This window comes from Azotobacter vinelandii CA (genome assembly GCF_000380335.1).
Lineage (GTDB): Bacteria > Pseudomonadota > Gammaproteobacteria > Pseudomonadales > Pseudomonadaceae > Azotobacter > Azotobacter vinelandii.
Map to the genome: position 1 here is coordinate 4,913,892 of NC_021149.1, position 20,775 is coordinate 4,934,666.

The window sequence follows — 20,775 nt, forward strand, 5'->3', positions numbered from 1 at the left end:
CAGTTGCCCCATGGCTGGCAAGACAATCCTTATCGTCGACGACGAGGCCCCCATCCGCGAGATGATCGCCGTTGCCCTGGAGATGGCCGGTTATGAATGCTTGGAAGCGGAGAACACCCAGCAGGCCCATGCCATCATCGTCGACCGCCGCCCCGACCTGATCCTGCTCGACTGGATGCTGCCCGGTACCTCCGGCATCGAGCTGGCCCGCCGCCTGAAGCGCGACGAACTGACCACCGGCATTCCACTGATCATGCTCACCGCCAAGGGCGAGGAGGACAACAAGATCCAGGGGCTGGAAGTCGGTGCGGACGACTACATCACCAAGCCCTTCTCGCCGCGCGAGCTGGTCGCCCGCCTGAAGGCCGTGCTGCGCCGTACCGCCCCTGGCGACAACGAGACGCCGATCGAGGTCGGTGGCCTGCGGCTCGACCCGATCAGCCACCGGGTGACCATTGATGGCAAGCCGGCCGAGATGGGGCCCACCGAGTACCGCCTGCTGCAGTTCTTCATGACCCACCAGGAACGCGCCTATACGCGCGGCCAACTGCTCGACCAGGTCTGGGGCGGCAACGTCTACGTCGAGGAACGCACCGTCGATGTGCACATCCGCCGCCTGCGCAAGGCCCTCGGCGAGGCCTATGAAAATCTGGTACAGACGGTGCGCGGCACCGGTTATCGTTTCTCCACCAAAAGCTGAGCCCGGCGCCACGCAAGGCGCCCAGGTCAAGGACGTCCCCGTGAAATACAACTGGCTCGGTCCGTTGCTGCGCAGTCTGCTGGCGCCCATCGCCGTCGGCCTGCTCCTCGGCCTGTTCCTCGGCGATTATGGCTGGTCGCTGTCCGGCGGCCTGGCCGCCTACCTCGCCTGGAACCTCTACCAGCTCATCCGCCTGCACCACTGGCTCAAGACCTACCAGCCCGACGAGCCGCCGCCGGACGCCAGCGGCCTGTGGGGCGAGGTATTCGACGGCCTCTACAACATCCAGCGCCGCGACCAGCGCGTGCGCGGCCGCCTGCAGGCGGTGATCGATCGCGTGCAGGAATCCACCGCCGCCCTCAAGGATGCGGTGATCATGCTCGATGCCGAAGGCAACCTGGAGTGGTGGAATCGCGCCGCGGAAACCCTGCTCGGCCTGAAGACGCCGCAGGACAGCGGCCAGCCGATCACCAACCTGGTCCGTCATCCGCAGTTCAAGACCTACATGGACCAGAGCAACTTCAGCGCCTCCCTCGAACTGCCCTCGCCGCTCAACGACCGCCTGTACCTGCAGGTGCAGATCACCCGCTACGGCAACGGCGAGCAACTGATGCTGGTTCGCGACGTGACCCACGTGCGCCAGTTGGAGCAGATGCGCAAGGACTTCGTCGCCAACGTCTCCCACGAGTTGCGTACACCGCTGACGGTGATCGCCGGCTATCTGGAGCCCATGCTGGAACATGCCGACGAGGTGAACCCGCGCTGGCGCCGTCCCCTGCAGCAGATGCAGCAGCAGGCCGAACGCATGAAGAACCTGCTCGACGACCTGCTGCTGCTGGCCCGCCTGGAAGCGAACGACAACCAGCAGCTCAGGCAGCCGGTGGAGGTGGAACCGCTACTGCAGGCGATCGTCAAGGATGCCCAGATCCTCTCCGGCGCGGACGAGCACCGCATCCTGCTCGATGCCGAGCCGGACCTCGCCCTCAAGGGCAACGAGGCGGAACTGAGCAGCGCCTTTTCCAACCTGGTGTACAACGCGGTGAAATACACCCCGCCCGGCGGCGAGATTCGCCTGCGCTGGTGGAGCGACCGCGACGGCGCCCACCTGAGCGTGCAGGACACCGGCATCGGCATCGAATCCCGGCACCTGACGCGGCTGACCGAACGCTTCTACCGGGTCGACGCCAGCCGCTCGGCCAGCACCGGCGGCACCGGACTGGGGCTGGCCATCGTCAAGCACGCGCTGATCCACCACAACGGCCGCCTGGAGATCGCCAGCGAGCCCGGCAAGGGCAGCCTGTTCACCTGCCATTTCCCGGCGACCCAACTGATGGAGGGCCGGGCGCTCGGCAACGCCTCTTGAAAGTGTGTCCCGAGGCCCTAATATGCCCCCTCTTGTCAATCATTTCGCGAATACCCCATGGACCCCTCCCCGAGTAGCAGTACCGACTTCGCCTATTTCGCCGATCTCGGCCTCATTCTCTTCGCTCTGTTCCTCGTCCTGCTGAACGGTTTCTTCGTCGCCGCCGAATTCGCCATGGTCAAGCTGCGCGCCACCCGCGTGGAACTGATCGCCGGCCAGAACGGCTGGAGCGGACAGATCCTGCGCCGTGTGCACGCCCAACTGGACGCCTACCTCTCGGCCTGCCAACTGGGCATCACCCTCGCCTCCCTGGGACTCGGCTGGGTCGGCGAGCCGGCCTTCGCCCATCTGCTCGAACCGCTCATGGCCAGACTCGGCATCGACACGCCGGCGCTGATCCACGGGGTGTCCTTCTTCACCGCGTTCTTCATCATCTCCTACCTGCACATCGTGGTCGGCGAACTGGCCCCCAAGTCCTGGGCGATCCGCCAGCCGGAGCGGCTGTCGCTGTGGACCGCCGTTCCCCTGTACCTGTTCTACTGGCTGATGTACCCGGCGATCTGGCTGCTCAACGCCAGCGCCAACACCATCCTGCGCATCGCCGGCCAGGGCGGCGCGGATGCCCATCACGAGCACCAGTACAGCCTCGACGAGCTGAAGCTGATCCTGTACTCGAGCCGGGCCCACGACCCCAGCGACCAGGACATGCGCGTGCTGGCCTCGGCGGTGGAAATGGGCGAACTCGAAGTAGTGGACTGGGCCAACTCCCGCGAGGACCTGGTCTATCTGGAGCGCGACGCGCCGCTGGACGAGGTCATGAGCACCTTCCGCCGGCACAAGTACAGCCGCTACCCGGTGCACGACGAGAACACCGGGCGCTTCGTCGGCGTGCTGCACATCAAGGACCTGCTGATGCACCTCTCCCTGCTGGAAATACTGCCCTCGGCGCTGAAGATCGACGAACTGATGCGCCCGATCGAGCGGGTCGATCGGCACATGCCGCTGACCGAGCTGCTCGAGCGCTTCCGCCGCGGTGGCTCGCACTTCGCGCTGGTCGAGGAAGCCGACGGCAAGGTGGTCGGTTACCTGACCATGGAGGACGTGCTGGAAGCGCTGGTCGGCGACATCCAGGACGAGCACCGCAAGGCCGAGCGCGGCATCGTCGCCTACCAGCCGGGCAAGCTGCTGGTGCGCGGCGACACGCCGCTGTTCAAGGTCGAGCGCCTGCTGCAGATCAGCCTGCCGGCGAGCCTCGAGGCCGATACCCTGTCCGGGCTGATCCACGAGACGCTCAAGCGGCTGCCGGAAGAGGACGAAGTGCTGGAAACCCAGGGCCTGCGCATCATCGTCAAGAAGATGAAGGGGCCGAAGGTCGTTCTGGCCAAGGTGCTCAAGCTGGCGAGTCCGTTCGCTCAATTCCCCTCTTCGGAGGGGCGCAGGTCGGGTTAAAACCCGACATGATGGGGCGGGAACAGGTCATCGGGTACGACGCCGACTTGGCCGGTGCACGGCCAATCGGCGAACGGGGATCGCTCAATCGCCGCCGACGGCGAAGTTCGGCAGGGCATTGACCGGCTGGCTGAACTGGAAGGGAATCGACTCCACCGCCAGACCGACATTGCGCTGCACCACGAAGTGCAGGTGCGGCCCGGTGCTGCGGCCAGTGTTGCCGGAACGGGCGATCGGCGTGCCGGCCTTGATCCGCTGGCCCTCGCTCACCCGCACCGAGCCCTCCTGCAGGTGCAAATAGACGCCCATGGTGCCGTCCTCGTGGAGGATGCGCACCTGGTTGCCGCCCGGATTGGGGCTGCGCCCGCGCTGGTCGTTCTCCGTATGCACCACCACTCCGCTACGGGCGGCGACGATCGGCGTCCCCACCGGCATGGCGATGTCCACGGCATGGCGTCCCTTGGGCGTGTAATGACTGTACTGGCCGTTGGCGCCCTGGGTCAGGCGGAACGGACCGCCGCGCCAGGGCAGCGGATAGCGGTGCGGCTGCGGCCGCAGCCGCGGGTCGCCCAGGGCATGGCGCAGCTTGGGGGTGTAGCGCATCGGCTGGTCCGGATCGCGCGGCGCCAGGGTGGCCAGACGGATCTGGCTGCGCGGCGGCACTATCCAGCGAATGGGCCTGTTCGGCGCGCCGCTGACGTTGGCGAGCCCATCCAGGCTCAACTCGACCTCCACCGGTGCGAACATGTCGTTCTGCACCCGCAGGGTGTGGCCACCGGCATGCTTGAAGGTGTCCAGACGCACCCGGTCGTCCGGCGCGTCGCTGCGCGACGACACCGGCCCCGGCAGCCGGCCGGCCGGAATCGCGCGCAGACCGCGCAGGCCGCGGCCGGGCTGGATGACGTGGATGACCCGCGCGCCGGGACGGGCCTTGTCGCCATAGCTGACCACGCCGTTGGCGTCGACATGCTCGTAGATGGTCACGGCCGTCGCCGGTGCGGCCAAGACAAGAAAAACGGCGAACAGTAACGGGCGTCCCAGCATCGTTGCATGGCTCAGGATTGTTGGACGGAACGCGAAGACTAACAGCGCCGCCCACTTATCGCGAGTCGACGAAATCAAGCCTGTGACGAAGAGTGCGCCCGAGCCGACGAGCGGCATACCGTTCGTCGGCCTCATTCGCGAGCGGGCGCTTCGCCGACCTCTCCTTCTTCCGCCGGCTTCCTGCGGGCCAGCCCGGTGTGGCGTACATCGGTGCCACGCACCAGGTAGATCACCAGTTCGGCGATGTTGCGCGCATGATCGCCGATCCGCTCCAGCGAGCGCAGCGCCCAGATCACGTTGAGCACGCGGGATATCGAACGCGGGTCCTCCATCATGTAGGTGGCCAGCTCGCGCAGAGCGCTCTTGTACTCGCGGTCGACGACCTTGTCGTAGCGCGCCACCGATAGCGCCAGGTCGGCATCGAAGCGGGCGAAGGCATCGAGCGTCTCCTGGACCATCTTGCGGACCTGCTCGCCGATGTGGCGGATCTCCACGTAGCCACGCGGCGATTCGCCCTCCTCGCAGAGCAGGATGGCACGCTTGGCGATCTTGGTGGCCTCGTCGCCGATACGCTCGAGGTCGATCACCGACTTGGAGATGCTGATGATCAGGCGCAGGTCGGAAGCCGCCGGTTGGCGGCGGGCGAGGATGCGGATGCATTCCTCGTCGATGCTGCGCTCCATCTGGTTGGTCTGGCTGTCGATCTCGCGCACCTGGGCGGCGAGTCCCGAATCGGCCTCGATCAGGGCGGTCACCGCATCGTTGACCTGCTTCTCGACCAGGCCGCCCATGGCCAGCAGTTGACTGCGCACGCCCTCCAGCTCTTCGTTGAACTGCTGGGAGATATGCAGGGAAATGTTGTCTTTGTCGATCATGGTTCGCTCCGCACGAAAGCTGAAGGCTGCTAGTCTCGATTCCGGCCACGATCAGCCGTAACGGCCGGTGATGTAGTCCTCGGTCTGCTTCTGCGCCGGGTTGGTGAACAGGGTGTCGGTGTCGCCGTATTCGATCAGCTTGCCCATGTACATGAACGCGGTGTAGTCGGACACCCGGGCAGCCTGCTGCATATTGTGGGTGACGATGACGATGGTGTACTTGGACTTCAGCTCGAAGATCAGTTCCTCGACCTTGAGAGTGGAGATCGGATCGAGTGCCGAACAGGGCTCGTCGAGCAACAGCACCTCCGGCTCGACCGCGATGGTGCGGGCGATGACCAGACGCTGCTGCTGGCCGCCGGAAAGGCCGAGGGCGGAATCGTGCAGGCGGTCCTTGACCTCGTCCCACAGCGCGGCACCCTTCAGTGCCCACTCGACCGCATCGTCCAGCGTGCGCTTCTTGTTGATGCCCTGGATGCGCAGGCCGTAGACCACGTTCTCGTAGATGCTCTTGGGGAAGGGGTTGGGCTTCTGGAACACCATGCCGACGCGCCGGCGCAGTTCGGCGACGTCCACGCCCTTGCGGTAGATGTCCTGCCCGTCGAGCTTGATCCCTCCCTCCACGCGACAGCCGTCGACCAGATCGTTCATCCGGTTGAAGCAACGCAGCAAGGTCGACTTGCCGCAGCCGCTCGGCCCGATGAAGGCGGTCACGCGGTTCTTCGGAATGTTCATGCGGACGTCGTAGAGCGCCTGCTTGTCGCCGTAGAACAGCTTGAGGCCGGGGACCTCGAGAGCCACCGGCTCGCTGGCCAGGTCGAAGGTCTGCTTCTTGCGGCCAAGGGCGTCGAGATTGATGCCGTGGCTAGCGGATTCTTGTTGCATGAGTCACTCCGTTCAAGCATGGAGCCCGAAGCCGACAGCCGAACCGCTCGCGGGTTCGACTGCCGGTTTCCAGCCGGTGTTTAGTGATCCAGCGCCTTGTACTTCTCGCGCAGGCGGTTGCGGATGTACACCGCACTCAGATTGAGCAGGGCGATCACCAGCACCAGCAGCAGCGCGGTGGCGTACACCAGCGGGCGGGCCGCCTCGACGTTGGGGCTCTGGAAACCGACGTCGTAGATGTGGAAACCCAGGTGCATGATCTTCTGGTCGAGGTGCAGGTAGGGGTAGTTGCCGTCCACCGGCAGGCTCGGTGCCAGCTTGACCACGCCGACCAGCATCAGCGGTGCCACCTCGCCGGCGGCGCGGGCCACGGCGAGGATCAGGCCGGTCATCATCGCCGGACTGGCCATCGGCAGCACGACCTTCCACAGCGTTTCCGCCTTGGTCGCGCCGAGCGCCAGCGACCCCTCGCGCAAAGCGCGCGGGATGCGCGCCAGACCTTCCTCGGTGGCGACGATCACCACCGGCACGGCGAGGATCGCCAGGGTCAGCGAGGCCCACAGCAGGCCCGGAGTGCCGAAGGTCGGCGCCGGCAGGGCCTCGGCGAAGAGCAGCCGATCGATCGAGCCGCCCAGCACGTAGACGAAGAAGCCCAGACCGAACACGCCGTAGACGATCGCCGGCACCCCGGCCAGGTTGTTCACCGCGATGCGGATCACCCGCGTCAAAGGCCCCTGCTTGGCGTACTCGCGCAGATAGATCGCCGCCAGCACGCCGAACGGAGTGACCAGCACCGCCATGATCAGGGTCATCATCACGGTGCCGAAGATCGCCGGGAAGATGCCGCCCTCGGTATTGGCCTCGCGCGGTTCGTCGCTGACGAACTCCCAGAGCTTGGCGAAATAGAAGCCGAACTTCTCGCCGAGCCCCATGGCGTTCGGCTGGTAGGCGCGCACCACCTTGCCCAGGGTGATCTCCTCTTCGCGGCCATCGGCCGTGCGCACCAGGACGCTGTCGCGATTGAACTCCTGCTGCAGCACGACCAACTGGCTCTCCAGCTCCCGGTATCTGACGCCCCACTGGGCGCGCTCGGCGGCCAGGTCGGCCTGGGCATCGGCGTCCAGATCGCCGCCGAGTTCCAGGCCACGCTCCTTGAGGCGCAACCGCTCGAGGGCATGGTTGACGCGGCCGATGTCCGCCCTTTCCAGTTGGGCCAGTTGCTCGTGCAATCCGGCGACCCGCTCGATGCGCGACAGCAATTCCTTCCAGGCGCCCTCGCCTTCGGCCACCAGCCGGCCGCTCTCTTTCACACCGAGCAGATAGCCGTAGAAATTGCCCCACTCGCGGCGTTCGAACACCACCAGGCTTTCCGGCTTGCGCGGATTGGCCAGCCACTCGCCGACCACCCAGTTGAAATCGGCGCCGAACAGCTCGCGGTTACCGACCTTGAGCAACTCGCGGGTCATGAACTCGCCGCCGTCGGCGTCCACCGGCAGACCGCTGGCGGCCAGCCGCGCACGCGGCACCTCCTCGGCCTCCACCACCTCGCCGGCAACCACCTGCGCCGGCTGGCCGGGAACCTGATAGTCGGCCTCCAGCACGTCGGCCGGCCAGAAGTGACCGAGGCCGCGCACCGCAATCAGCATCAGCAGGCCGATGGTCATGATCACGGCGATGGACACACCGCCGCCGGTCATCCAGACCCACGGCGAGCCGCTCTTGAACCAGGTTTTCAGATTTTGCTGTTTCACGGTCGTCTACCTTTTCCGACGTTCAGAGCGACGCATATTTCTTGCGCAGGCGGGTACGGATCATCTCGGCCGCGGTGTTCATGATGAAGGTGAAGCTGAGCAGCACCAGCGCGGCGAGAAACAGCACGCGATAGTGGCTGCTGCCGACTTCCGACTCGGGCATCTCCACCGCGACGTTGGCCGCCAGGGTACGCAGGCCTTCGAAGATGTTGATGTCCATGATCGGCGTGTTGCCGGTGGCCATCAGCACGATCATGGTTTCGCCGACGGCGCGCCCCAGGCCGATCATCAGCGCCGAGAAGATGCCCGGACTGGCGGTGAGGATGACCACCCGGGTCAGGGTCTGCCAGGGCGTGGCGCCCAGGGCCAGGGAGCCCAGGGTCAGGCTCTTGGGCACGCTGAACACGGCGTCCTCGGCGATCGAGTAGATGTTCGGGATCACCGCGAAGCCCATCGCCAGGCCGACCACCAGAGCGTTGCGCTGGTCGAACGGGATGCCCAGGTCATTGGACAGCCACAGGCGCATGTCGCCGCCGAAGAACCAGTTTTCCAGATGGCCGCTCATGCCCAGGGCCAGGGCGCCGACGGCGAGGATCACCGGGATCAGCAGAGCCGCCTCCCAGCCATCCGGTACGCGCAGGCGGATGCTCTCCGGCAGGCGGCTCCAGCCGTAGGCTGCGGCGAGGATGCCCAGCGGGGTCAACAGCAGCAGACTGAAGATACCCGGCAGGTGGGCTTCCACGTAGGGCGCAAGGAACAGGCCGGCGAAGAAGCCGAGGATCACCGTGGGCAGCGCCTCCATCAGCTCGATCACCGGCTTGACCTTGGAACGCATCGCCGGGGCCATGAAGTAGGCAGTGTAGATGGCCGCGCAGATGGCCATGGGCGCGGCCAGCAGCATGGCGTAGAAGGCCGCCTTGAGGGTGCCGAAGGTAAGCGGCGAGAGGCTCAGCTTGGGCTCGAAGTCGGAGTTGGCGGAAGTCGACTGCCAGATGTACTTGGGCTCGTCGTAGCTCTCGTACCACACCTTGCTCCACAGCGCGCTCCAGGAAATCTCCGGATGCGGGTTGTCCAGCTCGAAGCCCTGCAGCCGGCCTGCGGACTCGACCAGCAGCCGGTCGGCACGCGGCGACAGGGCGGCCTGCGCGGCGGCGCCGGCGACCGGCTCGATGAGCAGGGTGCGATGCGCGGTGCTGTGGAACACGCCCAGATTACCGGCGGCGTCCAGGGCGATGAAGCCCTTGCGGCGCTCCTCCGGGAGGATCTGGACGATGGGACTGCCGTTCAACTGGAAGCCGCGGATGTTCTTCAGTTCGGGACCGGCTTCGCCACGCGCCATGAACCACTGCTGGATGCCGCCCGTGGAGTCGCCGATCATCAGCGAGATGCCACCGAGCAGGGCCGCCACCTCGGTCACCTCCGCCTGGGGATCGGCGAGCAGCTTGTAGCGGCCGTTCAGCGTCTGCTGGCGCAGGTCGAACACGTCGGCTGTGGAACGCCCGTTGATCACGTACAGCCACAACTGGCGCGGATCGATCAGCAGCGCCTTGACCGGTTCGGCGAGTTGCGGCAATTCGAGGCGTCGCTCGCTCAGGGTGGTCTCGCCGCTCAGGAGGTTCTCTTCGCGGCTCAGTTCCAGCGCCAGTACCTGATTGCCCGTCGAGCCGGCCAGGAGCAGCCCGTCGTTGCCGACGTTCATCGCCACTTCTTGCAGCGGACGGCCCTGCGGATCGAGCTGGATCGGCGCCTCGCCGTAGGGATAGTCGATGCTCGGCGTGATGGTCTTGCGGTTGTCCGGATAGGTGACCCGGTAGCTATGGCCGACCACCAGCGCCTGGCCGTTGGAGAGGCCCAGCACCAGGCGGTTGCTGCCCGGCTGGTCGCGCCCCAGGGAAAGGATCTCGGCCCCCTCGGGAATCGGCAGGGCGGCCTGGCCGAGCAGCCTCTTCTCGCCGTTGGCCTCGAAGAACCGTACCTGGCCATGGGTATCCAGACGCATGGCGACCTGGTTCTGCTCCTCGACCGCCAGCAGCAGGGCCTCGCCCTGATCGGCCAGCCAGGCCGGCCGCTGCGGCTCGCCATGCACGTTCAGCTCGGCGCCCTGGAACATCGGCAGGACCACCTGGGCCAGATAGAAGAATATCAGGGTGATGGCGCCCAGCACCGCCAGTCCGCCGATGCTGACGTACCAGCGCGCCAGGCGGTCCTCGAAGGCGCGTCGCCGGCGCCTGCGCTGCAGAGCGGGCGTGTTGAAGTCCAGGCGCGGCGTCTGGGGCGCAGCGGTGGGGAAGTCTTTGGCCATGTCGGTCATCGTTAGGGGGCTCGATTGCGTGGGGGCGTTCAGCCGGCCGTCGATGAGCGGCTGCATCGGCTGGCGGCCCGGCTTGCACGCCACCACTGCGACGACCGTCGGCAGGCGTACATTAATAACCTTCCATGACAAAAATATTACAGAGCGGCGACACACCGAGACCCGCCACTCGAAACGAGTGACGGGCCTGTAGCGCGCCCGCCCTCAGGCCCGATCGTCCGTTCCGGGCCCGAGGGGCCGACTCAGAGGCCGAGGTCCTTCAGGGTCTTGTCCACGACACGCTTGGGCAGTGGAATATAGCCGTCCTTGACCACGACTTCCTGTCCCTGCTTGGACAGAACCATCTTGACGAACTGCGCTTCCAGCGGATTCAGCGGCTTGTTCGGCGCCTTGTTCACGTAGACGTAGAAAAAGCGCGCCAGCGGGAACTTGCCGGCCAGGGCGTTGGCTTCGCTGGCCTCGAAGGGCTCGCCGCCCTTCTTCGACAGCGGTACGGCGCGCACGCTGGAAGTCTTGTAGCCGATGCCGGAATAGCCGATGGCGTTCAGGGTGCTGGACACCGACTGCACCACCGAGGCGGAGCCCGGCTGCTCGTTGACGTTGGGCTTGAAGTCACCTTTACAGAGGGCCTCTTCCTTGAAGTAGCCATAGGTGCCGGACACCGAGTTGCGGCCGAACAGTTGGATCGGCTTGGTCGCCCACTCGCCGGTCAGGCCCAGATCGCCCCAGGTCTTGATGTCCTTGGGACCACCGCACAGGCGGGTACCGGAGAAGATGGCGTCGACCTGGGCGATGTCCAGGGACTTGATCGGGTTGTCCTTGTGCACGAACACCGCCAGGGCGTCGATGGCCACCGGAACGGCGGTCGGCTTGTAGCCGTGCTTCTGCTCGAAGGCCTGCAGCTCGTTGTCCTTCATGGCGCGGCTCATCGGGCCGAGGTTGGCGGTGCCTTCGGTGAGCGCCGGCGGCGCGGTGGAGGAACCGGCGGCCTGGATCTGGATGTTGACGTTCGGATACTGCCGCTTGAACTCTTCGCCCCACAGAGTCATGAGATTGGCCAGGGAGTCGGAGCCGACGCTGGACAGGTTGCCGGAGACGCCCGAGGTCTTTTCGTAGGTCGGCAGAGCCGGGTCGACGGCGGCAACCGCGCTCGCAGTCGCCACACCAGCGGCGGCGAAAGTCATGGCTGCCATCAAACGCTTCAATTTCATGCCTTGCTCCCTAGCAGGACGGTATTGGTCGGATCGCGGGCAAGTATCGAAAGACCGCGTGACCACTCTATGAATACAAGATGACAAATTTGTGAACAGGGGCCTTTCAAGGGAACTTTTCCCCTTTCGGCCGACACAGGGCCGACACGCGGCATGATGCCGCCGCTTGACATTTCCGTATCGCCCCGCTCGCCTGGCGCCAGGGCTTGCCGCTATAATCGGTCCTCTTCCCTGCAGCCCACGCCCGACGAACCCATCCCATGACTGAACTCGAACAGGACGACCCGGTTCCCCAAGGCGATCTGGCCCTGCAGATCACCGCGCTGCCCCGCGACGCCAACGGATTCGGCGATATCTACGGCGGCTGGCTGGTCGCCCAGATGGACCTGGCCGGCACCGCCACGGCCAGCCGGCTGGCCGGCGGGCGGGTGGCCACGGTGGCGATCGACCGCATGGCCTTCATGGTGCCGGTGGCGGTCGGCGCCCAGCTCTCCTTCTATACCAAGCCCCTGCAGCAGGGCCGCAGCTCGATCCAGATGCTGGTCGAGGTATGGAGCGACGACCCGCTGTCCAGCGAATGGCGCAAGGTGACCGAGGCGGTGTTCGTCTTCGTCGCCATCGACGGCAGCGGCCGCACCCGCGCGGTGCCGCGCCGCTAGCGGACGCCCTCCTCGCACCCCCCCATTTCGCGCGATGGAGCTTTATTCGTCGCGCAGGCTCTAATAGCGAAGTATTTGTCCTGCGAGGATCCCGTCATGAATGAACCCTTCACAGCCCCCCAGGTCGAGCGGATCGAAATGGGCGAACTGCCCTGCTGGCGGATCAAGACCGCCGCAGCCGAACTGCTGGTCGCCGAACAGGGCGCCCAGGTGCTCAGCTACCAGCGCCACGGCGAACAGCCGCTGATCTGGCTCAGCGAGCAGGCGGAGTTCCGCCGCGGCCTGTCGGTGCGCGGCGGGGTGCCGGTCTGCTGGCCCTGGTTCGGCGACCTGGCGCGCAATCCGGCCGGCGTGCGCGCCATGCGCGAAGACCATGGCCCGGCGCCGGCCCACGGCGAAGTACGCGGCCGCGACTGGCGGTTGCAGGACATCGCCAAGGAAAACGGCGCGGTGACCCTGACCTTCGACCTGCCGCAGTCGGCCTCCGGCGAACTGCCCGGCTGGCCCCATGCGCTCGACCTGACCCTGGCCATCCGCCTCGACGAACGCCTCGACCTCAGCCTGACCACCCGCAACCGCAGCAGCTACCGGGTCGCCCTGAGCCAGGCGCTGCACACCTACCTGGCGGTCGGCGACATCCGCGAGGTGGGCATCGAGGGCCTCGACGGCCTGCGCTACATCGAAACCCTGGAGGACTGGGACGAGCGCCACCAGCGCGGCATCCTGAACTTCGCCGGCGAAACCGACCGCATCTACCTGGATACCCCGCCGCGCCTCGATCTGGTCGACGCCAGCTGGAAGCGGCGGATCTGCCTGGAAGCCAGCGGCTCGCACTCGGCCATCGTCTGGAATCCCTGGATCGACAAGGCCGCCCGTCTCTCGCAGTTCGCCGACGACGCCTGGCAGCGCATGCTCTGCATCGAAACGGCCAACGTACTGGACGACGCCGTGGAACTGGCGCCCGAGCAAAGCGCCACCCTGGCCCTCTGCCTGTGGAGCGAACCGCTCTGAAGCGGCGCCCCCCGGAACTCCCGCCGCAGCTTTCCCCACCTTGGCGGCTGTTCTCCTCCGCCCGACCGTCGAAGTAGGTCGGGCCGGTCCTCGCCCGGAGCCGGATGGCCGTCGAGCGGCGGCAGGTTCTTCGCCCTGGCGAGGTCGCCCCTTCGGCCGGGATCGCAGCGCCGAAATGCCGGACCATGCGCAGCGCGATGCTTTCCGGGCACTGCCGGAGATCGTCGGCGAGGCTGGCGATCAGCTCGTCCGTACCCACCGCTCGAAGATCCGCTAGCGCTCACCGGCAGCCGTGGGCCGCGGGCGTGCCCACGCGCTCGGGAATCCGTGCGCGGTCGAAACGGGCGATCTTCCCGATGAGCCGGTGGATCTCCAGGAACGCCGGCCCCCGCTCGCCCATGCCGCACGGGCTCTGGCCGTCGCACAGCGGATGGCCCTGACGGCCGATCGGCGTCCCGCTCCGTTCGCCCATGATCGCCTCCGGACATGTTGCCGGTATGGCGTTGCTCAGCGTTCGGAGCCGGGCCGTCGGTTCACCGCCATCCATCCTCGCGGCATGAACGGCGTGCCTGCCAGGTGGCCTCCTTACCGGGCGGCCTCGTGGAACCTTTTGTCGGGCCATGGCCTCACAACCATAGACCCCGTCCTTATTCCTTCAGGGGTCTTCCTGTCTTGCGTACTCGTGGCAATTCCGATCGGAGACCGACCATGAAGAGCAATCCCGATACCTGCATCGCCTCGCGCCGGCCGCTTCCCGGGCTGGCACTCCTGACCCTCGGTGGCCTGCTCCTGGCGGGCTGCGCGGGCAACCCGCCCACCGAGCAGTTCGCCCTCACCGAATCGTCCGTCAGAGAAGCCGTGAGTGCCGGCGGCACGCAATACGCCCCGGTCGAGATGCGCACAGCACAGGAAAAATGGCGCGAGGCCGAGCTGGCCATGCAGAAGAAGGACTACGATCGCGCCCGCCTGCTCGCCGAGCAGGCCGAGTGGGACGCCCGCGTCGCCGAGCGCAAGGCCCGTGCCACCAAGGCGCAGCGGGCAGTGGAGGAAATGAAGAAAGGCGTCCAGGAGCTGCGCGAGGAAGGCATGCGCTCCGTCCAGTGAGAAGCCGCTTCGTCATCGACAATCCGACCACCGTCCGAGGATGCCCCCATGCACAAGCTCGCCTCCCTGCCAGCCCTGCTGGCGCTGTCCATCGGCCTCGTCGCCTGCGCCAGCAAACCCAACCCCAACCTGGAACAGGCCCGTGCCGCCTTCACCGCCCTGCAGGGCAATCCACGCGCCGGCCAGCTCGCGCCCCTGGAGACCCAGGATGCCGCCAAGCAGCTCAAGCAGGCCGAGGACTCCTACCAGAGCGGCGCCAGCGAGGAAAGGGTCGACCAGTTGGCCTATCTGACCCAGCGCCGCGTCGAGTTCGCCGAACAGACCATCCTCCTGCGCAACGCCGAACGGGAGTTCCAGCAGACCTCCTCCCAGCGCGCCGAGGCGCGCCTGCAGGCCCGCGACGCGCAGATCCGCCAGCTTCAGGAAGAGTTGCAGGCCAGCCACACCGAGCGCGGCACCCTGGTGACCTTCGGCGACGTGCTGTTCGACTACAATCGCGCCGAACTCAAGCCCGGCGGCATGCACAACGTGCAGAAGCTGGCCGACTTCCTCCGGGCCAACCCACAACGCCAGGTGATCGTCGAGGGCTATACCGACAGCACCGGTTCCGACGCTTACAACCGTGACCTCTCCGAACGGCGCGCCGGGGCGGTGCGCATCGCCCTGATCAAGATGGGCATCGACCCACGCCGCATCGCCACCCAGGGCCATGGCAAGAACTACCCGGTGACCAGCAACGCCAGCCCGGCCGGCCGGGCCATGAACCGGCGGGTGGAAGTGACCATCTCGGACGAGGACGACCGCCCGGTGGCCCCGCGCACCTCCATGCAATGACTCGCGGCGGCCCGGCCTCGGCGTGGGCTGGCCGGGCCGCCGGCGCTCCCGAACGCACCGGGGAGCGACAGGCCGCAGGCGATCCGAAGATCTGTCAGACTCCTGCCGAGTCGCCATAGCGGATACCTGCCCATGACCGAACCACGTGCCTTCAAGGATCACTTCTCAACGGCGGCGGCCGGCTATGCCGCGCACCGCCCCCGCTACCCCGCCGCGCTGATCGACTACCTGGCCGATCTCGCGCCGGCCACCGCCTGCGCCCTGGACTGCGGCTGCGGCACCGGCCAGCTCTCGGTGCCGCTGGCCGGACGCTTCGCCCGCGTGCTGGCGACCGACGCCAGCGCGGCGCAGATCGCCAATGCCGAGCCGCATCCGGGCGTGGAATACCGCGTCGCCCTCGCCGAGGACAGCGGCCTGCCGCCGGCCAGCGTCGATCTGGTCACGGTCGCCCAGGCCGCCCACTGGCTGGACCTCGAACGCTTCTACGCCGAGGTGCGGCGGGTCGCCCGGCCGGGCGCGGTGCTGGCGCTGATCAGCTATGGCGTGCTGCAGGTGGAGGGCGCGCCGGCGCCGCTGGTCGAGCATTTCTACTATCGGGTGCTCGGCCCCTGGTGGCCGGCCGAGCGGCGCCACGTCGAGGAGGGCTACAGGAACCTGCCCTTCCCCTTCGCGGAATGCCGGGCCCCGGCGCTGGCGATCGAGGTGCGCTGGACGCTGGCCGAACTGCTCGGCTACATCGATACCTGGTCGGCCGTGCGCGAACTGGAAAAGGCCCTGGGCCGCGACCCCGTGGAACATTTCGCCACCGAGTTGACCGCGACCTGGGGCGATCCCGAAAAGCGCCGCCCGGTCCGCTGGCCGCTGGCAGTGCGCGCCGGCCGGGTCGGTATCTCCTGAACCGGCCGGACGGGCGCGTTCAGTCCAGCACGCCGCGCAGTACGTCGTGGACGATGCCGCTGCGGCTGTCGACCAGCACCAGGCTGCTGCCGACGCGACGCCATTCGTAACCGCGGTACTGCGGCAGGTGACGCGACTGCTTGGCGCTCAGGCGGCTACCCCAGCCGGCCGGCAGCCGCTTGCCCTTGACGATCTTCACGTGCGCCGGCACGGCCGAACCGCGACCGATTTCGTGACGCTTGGCATGGATCGATTCGCGTAGCGGACCGAAATCCGCCGGCGGACGCGAATAATCGCGGGAAGCGTGGCTGCGGTCGTCGTCGCGGAGCCGGCTATCCGAGTGCGCCTGGACGGGAAGGGCCAGCACCGCGCTGCCCAGACAGAACACCAGGCCCAGGCCGGCGAGTAGACGGGTCGATTGCATGGGATGACCTCGAAACAGTGGATGACGGCGCCCGGCGAGCCTCTGCGCCACCGGACACGCCTGCATCCTAAACGCGCAAAGCCCGGGAAAACCGTTGTCAGCCGGACTTTACCCGGACCTTTACACAGATCCGCAATTTGTCAGCCGAATCTTACGCAGCAAGGCTACCATGCACCGATTTCGTTCCCACGCGCTGTCACAAAGCCGACAATGTCGCACCCCTGCCGCACTGTCGGAACCCAGTAACCCTTGCCAGGCGGGCAATCCACACTCTGGTACCGCTCTTGCAGGAAAGTTCCCTGGCCTATAAGAATCAATCAGCACCATGCCGACCCAGACTTCGCCCGTCGCTGCCGCCCTGGCGACCGTGCTGGATTACCACCAGCGCACCAAGCACCGCTTCGAGGCCTACGCCCCGGGCCCCGGAACCCTCGACTGGGACACCCAGCCGGCGCCGTTCCGCCACTTCGACGGCGCGCCGCAGATCCCCCTGCCGCGGCTCTCGGCCGTGCCGTCCGGCGGCGCCCTGCACGACGCGCTCACGCGCCCCTTCACCCGCCTCGACGATCCGCCGCGAACGCCGCTGCCTCCCGATCCGGCGAGCCTCGGCGCCCTGCTGCAACTGTCGCTCGGCCTCACCGCCTGGAAGCGCTACGGCCCGGACCGCTGGGCGGTGCGCGCCAACCCCTCCAGCGGCAACCTGCATCCGACCGAGGCCTATCTGCTGATCGCCGGCATCGACGCCCTGCAGGACGGCCTGTACCACTACCGTCCCGAAAACCACGCGCTGGAACTGCGCGCCGCGCACCCCGCCGGCGGCCGGGGCCCACGCCTAGCCATCCTGCTCACTTCGGTGATGTGGCGCGAGGCCTGGAAATACGGCGAGCGTGCCTTCCGCTACTGCCAACTGGACAGCGGCCATGCCGCAGGCGCCCTGCGCTACGCCGCCGCAGCGCTCGGCTGGCGGCTCGCCGAGCAGCCGCAGATCGGCAGCGACACCCTCGCGCAACTGGCCGGCATCGACCGGCTCGCCGAATTTCCCGCGCGCAAGCGTGCCGAGACCGAACTGGAGGAAGCCGAGCTGCTGCTCGCCGCGAGCTTCTCCAGCGCCGCGCCGGAGCCCTGGGACAGCGCCGAACTGCTGGCCCTGGCCGAAGGCGCCGACTGGCACGGCACGGCCTCGACTATCGATCGTCACCCCATGTACCAGTGGCCGGTCATCGCCCAGGTGGCCGCCGCCACCCGCCGGGACGACGGCCCGGCACAACCCGCCGTCACGCTGCCCGGTGCGGCCCCGCGTGCGCCCGGCACGGCCGCCAAGCCGGTGCAGGCGCTGCTGAGCGAACGGCGCAGCGCCCAGCGCTTCGACCGCCACCATGTAATGAGCCAGGCGCAATTCGCCGCGATCCTCGCCCGCCTGCAGCCGGACGCCGGGCTGCCCTGGGATCTGTTCGGCGGGCTCCCGCGGATGGCGCTGGTGCTGTTCGTCGCCCGCGTCGAAGGACTGGCGCCGGGACTCTACCTGTTGCCGCGCAGCTCGGCGCAGCGCGACGCCCTGCGCCTGCTGCTGGCCGGACGCTTCGCCTTCGCCCCGGTGCCCGGCCTCGCCCCTCTCCTGCACCTGGCCGACCTCGAACCGCTCGAGTTGCAGCGCGCCACCCGCAGCCTGCACTGCCACCAGGACATCGCCGCCAACGCCTGCTTCGCCCTCGGCATGCTCGCCGAGTTCGACGCCGCGCTGGCCGCCGGCGGCCCGGCCGCCTACCGCGACCTGTACCGCGAGGCCGGGCTGATCGGCCAGGCGCTCTACCTGGAGGCCGAGGCCCAGGGCCTGCGCGGTACCGGCATCGGCTGCTTCTTCGACGACCCGGTGCACAGTCTGCTCGGCCTGTCCGGCGGCGCCTGGCAGACGCTCTACCACTTTACCGTCGGCCTGCCGGTGGAGGACCCGCGCATCGAATCCGCGCCGGCCTACGCCGAGAGTGCCGACCCCTTCCCCAACTGATTCCAGCGGAGACCCTTCATGGCCCCAGCCGAACGGATTCCCTACCAATGCCTCTCCGCGGTCGAGGCCGCGGCCCTGATCCGCGCCGAGCCGGAACTCAGCCTGTTCGATGTGCGCGACCTGCACAGCTACCGGCAGGAACACCTGGACGGCGCCATGCACCTCTCCGAGGACCGCGTGCCGCTGTGGCTCGGCCGCCTGCCGAAGGACAAGCCGGTGCTGATCTACTGCTACCACGGCAACTCCAGCAAGACCTTCGCGCAGATGTTCAGCGACTTCCGCTTCGCCCGCGTCTACAGCGTCGACGGTGGCTACCGGCCGCTGGCCAACGCCCTGGCCGGGGCCACGGCGCCGGACGCCGCGCCCAGCGCCGAACTGGCGGCCTTCCTCGACGAATGGCGGTACCCGGCCGACGACCTCGAAGCCCGCGGCCAGCACGGCCTGACCCCCTTGATGCGCGCCGCCTTGCAGGGCCGCCGGGAGATCGTCCGCGAGCTGCTGGCTCTCGGCGCCGACATCCGCGCGCGCAACGACGACGGCAACACCGCCCTCTGGCTCGCCTGCGTGTCCCGCGACAGCGGCCTGGTGCAGGATCTGATCGATGCCGGCATCGAGCTGGACAACCGCAACGACGCCGGCTCCACGGCGCTGATGTACACCGCCTCCAGCGACCGCCCGGAACTCCTGAAGATCCTCCTGGAAGCCGGTGCCGACCCGCAGGTGCGCAACTTCGACGACCTGCGCGCCGTGGAGCTGGCCGCCTCGCGGGCCTGCCTGAAACTCTTGCGTCACACTGCCGACTGAGGAGAAACGATGACCGAATTCCCGGTGAAGCTGGCGGTGGCCAGCAAGGAAGGCCAGGCGATCAGCGAGCACTTCGGCCACGCCAAGCGCTTCGCGATCTACGAGGTCACCCCGGAAAGCTGCCGTCTGCTGGAGTCGCGCGAAGTGGAGCACTACTGCCTGGGCAACAGCTCCAACCAGAGCGCCATGGCCGGCATCCTCGAAGCCATCAAGGACTGCCGGGCGGTGTTCGTCGCCAAGATCGGCGACGGACCGACCGAGAAGCTCGCGGCCATCGGCGTGCGCGCCGTCTCTTCCTATGCCTGGGAAACCATCGAGGCCTCCCTGCTCGACTACGCACGGCGCTGTGCCGCCGGCGAGGAGGTGGCATGAACGCCGAACACGTGGCCCGCTGGGCCGGGACCCATTCGCTGACGCCGATCCAGGTCGACTGCGCCACCGCGGTGATGCTCAAGATCCTCGACGGCAAGTGCAAGATGAAGCCCACCGAAAAACTGGTCATGGCGCTGCTCTACGAGCGGGTGAAGCACCTCCCCGGCGAAAAGCTCGGCGCGGACATCCACCGGTTGATCGCCGACGCCCGCAAGCGCCTCGACGAGGACATGCAGTTCCTGCTCTACGAAAAGCGCGTGCTGGCCGAGACCATGATCTCCCGCCCGGTGATGAAAGGCTTCAAGGCGATGCTCCGCGAAACCGGTCTGCTCGAAGCGGAGCGCGACTGGGAGGAAACCGGGGCATGATGAAGTTCTACATGACTCCCGGCTCCTGCAGCACCGGCATCCACATCCTCCTGGAGGAGCTGGAGCTGGTGTTCGAGGCCCATCTGGTCAACCTGCTGGCCGGCGACCAGCACAAGCCCGAGTACCTGGCCATCAACCCCAAGGCGACCATCCCGACCCTGGTGCGCGACGACGGCAGCGCGCTCACCGACTTCCAGTCGATCGCCTGGTGGCTGGCGCGCAGCCATCCGAAGCGCCGGCTGCTGCCGGAGGATGCCGACGGCGAGGCGCGGGTGCTGGAGGCGATGAACTTCGCCGTCGGCACCCTGCACGGCCAGGGTTTCGCACGGATCTTCACCACCGAGAAGTTCGCCGCCGATCCGGCGCAGCACGAGGCGGTCAAGGCGCAGGGGCGGGAGATCCTCGAACGCGGCTTCGCGGTCGCCGAGCGGCTGCTCGACGGCCGCGACTACCTGGCCGGTAGCTTCGGCATCGCCGACTGCGCGCTGTTCTACGTGGAGTTCTGGGCCGAGCGCACCGGCATGGCCCTGCCCGACAATTGCCAGGCCCATTACCGGCGGATGCTGCAACGCCCGGCGGTGCGCCAGGTGCTGATGGAAGAAGGCTACGCCTCGGCGCTGCGCTGAGCCCATCCTCGGTAGTCGAGTAGGGTGGGCAACCCGCACGGCGATTGCCCCCCTGCCCGCGACAGAGACAGTTGAAGTTGAG

The 20,775-nt window shown here is 67.4% G+C and carries 21 protein-coding genes; 13 read left to right on the plus strand and 8 right to left on the minus strand.

What is annotated here, in order from left to right; genetic code table 11:
* Positions 1-10: 10 nt before the first annotated feature.
* The 3 genes from phoB to AVCA_RS22180 are packed head-to-tail and all read left to right on the plus strand — an operon-like array spanning position 11 to position 3,512.
* Positions 11-700 (plus strand): phosphate regulon transcriptional regulator PhoB, encoded by a 690-nt coding sequence (gene phoB, locus AVCA_RS22170; RefSeq protein ID WP_012703315.1) that lies wholly within the window; start codon positions 11-13, stop codon positions 698-700.
* Positions 701-740: 40 nt separating this feature from the next.
* Positions 741-2,063, plus strand: a complete 1,323-nt coding sequence (gene phoR, locus AVCA_RS22175) for a phosphate regulon sensor histidine kinase PhoR (protein ID WP_012703316.1) — start codon at positions 741-743, stop codon at positions 2,061-2,063.
* A gap of 57 nt (positions 2,064-2,120) precedes the next feature.
* Complete coding sequence (locus AVCA_RS22180; protein ID WP_012703317.1) at positions 2,121-3,512, plus strand: hemolysin family protein; 1,392 nt, start codon at positions 2,121-2,123, stop codon at positions 3,510-3,512.
* Positions 3,513-3,596: 84 nt separating this feature from the next.
* Here AVCA_RS22180 and AVCA_RS22185 read toward each other — a convergent pair whose 3' ends face one another.
* The 6 genes from AVCA_RS22185 to AVCA_RS22210 all read right to left on the minus strand — a co-directional run bounded on the left by AVCA_RS22185 (position 3,597) and on the right by AVCA_RS22210 (position 11,589).
* Positions 3,597-4,556: a peptidoglycan DD-metalloendopeptidase family protein gene (locus tag AVCA_RS22185; protein WP_012703318.1), complete on the minus strand. Its 960-nt coding sequence runs from the start codon at positions 4,554-4,556 to the stop codon at positions 3,597-3,599.
* A gap of 131 nt (positions 4,557-4,687) precedes the next feature.
* The gene (gene phoU / locus AVCA_RS22190; RefSeq protein WP_012703319.1) at positions 4,688-5,431 is read right to left on the minus strand and encodes a phosphate signaling complex protein PhoU; all 744 of its coding nucleotides are present in this window, start codon (positions 5,429-5,431) and stop codon (positions 4,688-4,690) included.
* Positions 5,432-5,482: 51 nt separating this feature from the next.
* Positions 5,483-6,316: a phosphate ABC transporter ATP-binding protein PstB gene (pstB, locus tag AVCA_RS22195; protein ID WP_012703320.1), complete on the minus strand. Its 834-nt coding sequence runs from the start codon at positions 6,314-6,316 to the stop codon at positions 5,483-5,485.
* A gap of 80 nt (positions 6,317-6,396) precedes the next feature.
* On the minus strand, positions 6,397-8,013 hold the full coding sequence (gene pstA, locus AVCA_RS22200) for a phosphate ABC transporter permease PstA (protein WP_085930878.1): 1,617 nt from the start codon (positions 8,011-8,013) through the stop codon (positions 6,397-6,399).
* A 76-nt stretch (positions 8,014-8,089) separates the two neighbouring features.
* Positions 8,090-10,378 (minus strand): ABC transporter permease subunit, encoded by a 2,289-nt coding sequence (locus AVCA_RS22205; RefSeq protein ID WP_012703322.1) that lies wholly within the window; start codon positions 10,376-10,378, stop codon positions 8,090-8,092.
* A 242-nt stretch (positions 10,379-10,620) separates the two neighbouring features.
* Positions 10,621-11,589, minus strand: coding sequence for a phosphate ABC transporter substrate-binding protein PstS family protein (locus tag AVCA_RS22210; protein WP_012703323.1), 969 nt, complete (start codon positions 11,587-11,589; stop codon positions 10,621-10,623).
* Between the two features lie 260 nt (positions 11,590-11,849).
* Here AVCA_RS22210 and AVCA_RS22215 point away from each other — a divergent pair, with 260 nt between their 5' ends.
* Positions 11,850-12,248, plus strand: coding sequence for an acyl-CoA thioesterase (locus tag AVCA_RS22215; protein WP_012703324.1), 399 nt, complete (start codon positions 11,850-11,852; stop codon positions 12,246-12,248).
* Positions 12,249-12,344: 96 nt separating this feature from the next.
* A complete protein-coding gene (locus AVCA_RS22220) occupies positions 12,345-13,259 on the plus strand; it encodes a D-hexose-6-phosphate mutarotase (protein WP_012703325.1) in 915 nt (304 codons plus the stop codon).
* 280 nt (positions 13,260-13,539) lie between these two features.
* Here AVCA_RS22220 and AVCA_RS22225 read toward each other — a convergent pair whose 3' ends face one another.
* A complete protein-coding gene (locus AVCA_RS22225) occupies positions 13,540-13,731 on the minus strand; it encodes a catalase (RefSeq protein WP_041807449.1) in 192 nt (63 codons plus the stop codon).
* A gap of 236 nt (positions 13,732-13,967) precedes the next feature.
* Between AVCA_RS22225 and AVCA_RS22230 the strand changes: the two genes are divergently transcribed.
* The 3 genes from AVCA_RS22230 to AVCA_RS22240 all read left to right on the plus strand — a co-directional run bounded on the left by AVCA_RS22230 (position 13,968) and on the right by AVCA_RS22240 (position 16,094).
* Positions 13,968-14,363 (plus strand): DUF4398 domain-containing protein, encoded by a 396-nt coding sequence (locus tag AVCA_RS22230; RefSeq protein WP_012703326.1) that lies wholly within the window; start codon positions 13,968-13,970, stop codon positions 14,361-14,363.
* Positions 14,364-14,411: 48 nt separating this feature from the next.
* A complete protein-coding gene (locus AVCA_RS22235; protein WP_012703327.1) occupies positions 14,412-15,197 on the plus strand; it encodes an OmpA family protein in 786 nt (261 codons plus the stop codon).
* A 132-nt stretch (positions 15,198-15,329) separates the two neighbouring features.
* Positions 15,330-16,094 carry a class I SAM-dependent methyltransferase gene (locus tag AVCA_RS22240; RefSeq protein ID WP_012703328.1) on the plus strand — a complete coding sequence of 255 codons (765 nt, stop codon included), beginning with the start codon at positions 15,330-15,332 and terminating at the stop codon, positions 16,092-16,094.
* Positions 16,095-16,113: 19 nt separating this feature from the next.
* Here the strand turns inward: AVCA_RS22240 and AVCA_RS22245 are convergent, their stop codons facing one another.
* Entirely contained in the window at positions 16,114-16,518 is a 405-nt protein-coding gene (locus AVCA_RS22245; RefSeq protein ID WP_231876185.1) for an RcnB family protein, read from the minus strand.
* A 325-nt stretch (positions 16,519-16,843) separates the two neighbouring features.
* Here AVCA_RS22245 and AVCA_RS22250 point away from each other — a divergent pair, with 325 nt between their 5' ends.
* Genes AVCA_RS22250 through AVCA_RS22270 form a run of 5 tightly spaced genes read left to right on the plus strand, consistent with a single transcriptional unit; the run spans position 16,844 to position 20,693 of the window.
* Positions 16,844-18,523 carry a SagB family peptide dehydrogenase gene (locus tag AVCA_RS22250; RefSeq protein WP_012703330.1) on the plus strand — a complete coding sequence of 560 codons (1,680 nt, stop codon included), beginning with the start codon at positions 16,844-16,846 and terminating at the stop codon, positions 18,521-18,523.
* 18 nt (positions 18,524-18,541) lie between these two features.
* Entirely contained in the window at positions 18,542-19,327 is a 786-nt protein-coding gene (locus tag AVCA_RS22255; RefSeq protein WP_012703331.1) for an ankyrin repeat domain-containing protein, read from the plus strand.
* Positions 19,328-19,336: 9 nt separating this feature from the next.
* Positions 19,337-19,699 carry a NifB/NifX family molybdenum-iron cluster-binding protein gene (locus tag AVCA_RS22260; protein ID WP_012703332.1) on the plus strand — a complete coding sequence of 121 codons (363 nt, stop codon included), beginning with the start codon at positions 19,337-19,339 and terminating at the stop codon, positions 19,697-19,699.
* Entirely contained in the window at positions 19,696-20,067 is a 372-nt protein-coding gene (locus AVCA_RS22265; RefSeq protein ID WP_012703333.1) for a hypothetical protein, read from the plus strand. The genes AVCA_RS22260 and AVCA_RS22265 overlap by 4 nt, the downstream gene beginning before the upstream one ends.
* Positions 20,064-20,693: a glutathione S-transferase family protein gene (locus AVCA_RS22270; protein ID WP_012703334.1), complete on the plus strand. Its 630-nt coding sequence runs from the start codon at positions 20,064-20,066 to the stop codon at positions 20,691-20,693. Before AVCA_RS22265 ends, AVCA_RS22270 begins: the two co-directional genes overlap by 4 nt.
* The last annotated feature ends 82 nt before the right edge of the window (positions 20,694-20,775 follow it).

Coding starts and splice junctions, on each gene's coding strand:
- phoB (WP_012703315.1), top strand. CDS start 11: ATGGCTGGCAAGACAATCCTTATCGTCGACGACGAGGCCCCCATCCGC.
- AVCA_RS22180 (WP_012703317.1), top strand. CDS start 2,121: ATGGACCCCTCCCCGAGTAGCAGTACCGACTTCGCCTATTTCGCCGAT.
- AVCA_RS22185 (WP_012703318.1), bottom strand. CDS start 4,556: ATGCTGGGACGCCCGTTACTGTTCGCCGTTTTTCTTGTCTTGGCCGCA.
- phoU (WP_012703319.1), bottom strand. CDS start 5,431: ATGATCGACAAAGACAACATTTCCCTGCATATCTCCCAGCAGTTCAAC.
- pstB (WP_012703320.1), bottom strand. CDS start 6,316: ATGCAACAAGAATCCGCTAGCCACGGCATCAATCTCGACGCCCTTGGC.
- pstA (WP_085930878.1), bottom strand. CDS start 8,013: ATGACCGGCGGCGGTGTGTCCATCGCCGTGATCATGACCATCGGCCTG.
- AVCA_RS22205 (WP_012703322.1), bottom strand. CDS start 10,378: ATGACCGACATGGCCAAAGACTTCCCCACCGCTGCGCCCCAGACGCCG.
- AVCA_RS22210 (WP_012703323.1), bottom strand. CDS start 11,589: ATGAAATTGAAGCGTTTGATGGCAGCCATGACTTTCGCCGCCGCTGGT.
- AVCA_RS22215 (WP_012703324.1), top strand. CDS start 11,850: ATGACTGAACTCGAACAGGACGACCCGGTTCCCCAAGGCGATCTGGCC.
- AVCA_RS22220 (WP_012703325.1), top strand. CDS start 12,345: ATGAATGAACCCTTCACAGCCCCCCAGGTCGAGCGGATCGAAATGGGC.
- AVCA_RS22225 (WP_041807449.1), bottom strand. CDS start 13,731: ATGGGCGAACGGAGCGGGACGCCGATCGGCCGTCAGGGCCATCCGCTG.
- AVCA_RS22230 (WP_012703326.1), top strand. CDS start 13,968: ATGAAGAGCAATCCCGATACCTGCATCGCCTCGCGCCGGCCGCTTCCC.
- AVCA_RS22235 (WP_012703327.1), top strand. CDS start 14,412: ATGCACAAGCTCGCCTCCCTGCCAGCCCTGCTGGCGCTGTCCATCGGC.
- AVCA_RS22240 (WP_012703328.1), top strand. CDS start 15,330: ATGACCGAACCACGTGCCTTCAAGGATCACTTCTCAACGGCGGCGGCC.
- AVCA_RS22245 (WP_231876185.1), bottom strand. CDS start 16,518: ATGCAATCGACCCGTCTACTCGCCGGCCTGGGCCTGGTGTTCTGTCTG.
- AVCA_RS22250 (WP_012703330.1), top strand. CDS start 16,844: ATGCCGACCCAGACTTCGCCCGTCGCTGCCGCCCTGGCGACCGTGCTG.
- AVCA_RS22255 (WP_012703331.1), top strand. CDS start 18,542: ATGGCCCCAGCCGAACGGATTCCCTACCAATGCCTCTCCGCGGTCGAG.
- AVCA_RS22260 (WP_012703332.1), top strand. CDS start 19,337: ATGACCGAATTCCCGGTGAAGCTGGCGGTGGCCAGCAAGGAAGGCCAG.
- AVCA_RS22265 (WP_012703333.1), top strand. CDS start 19,696: ATGAACGCCGAACACGTGGCCCGCTGGGCCGGGACCCATTCGCTGACG.
- AVCA_RS22270 (WP_012703334.1), top strand. CDS start 20,064: ATGATGAAGTTCTACATGACTCCCGGCTCCTGCAGCACCGGCATCCAC.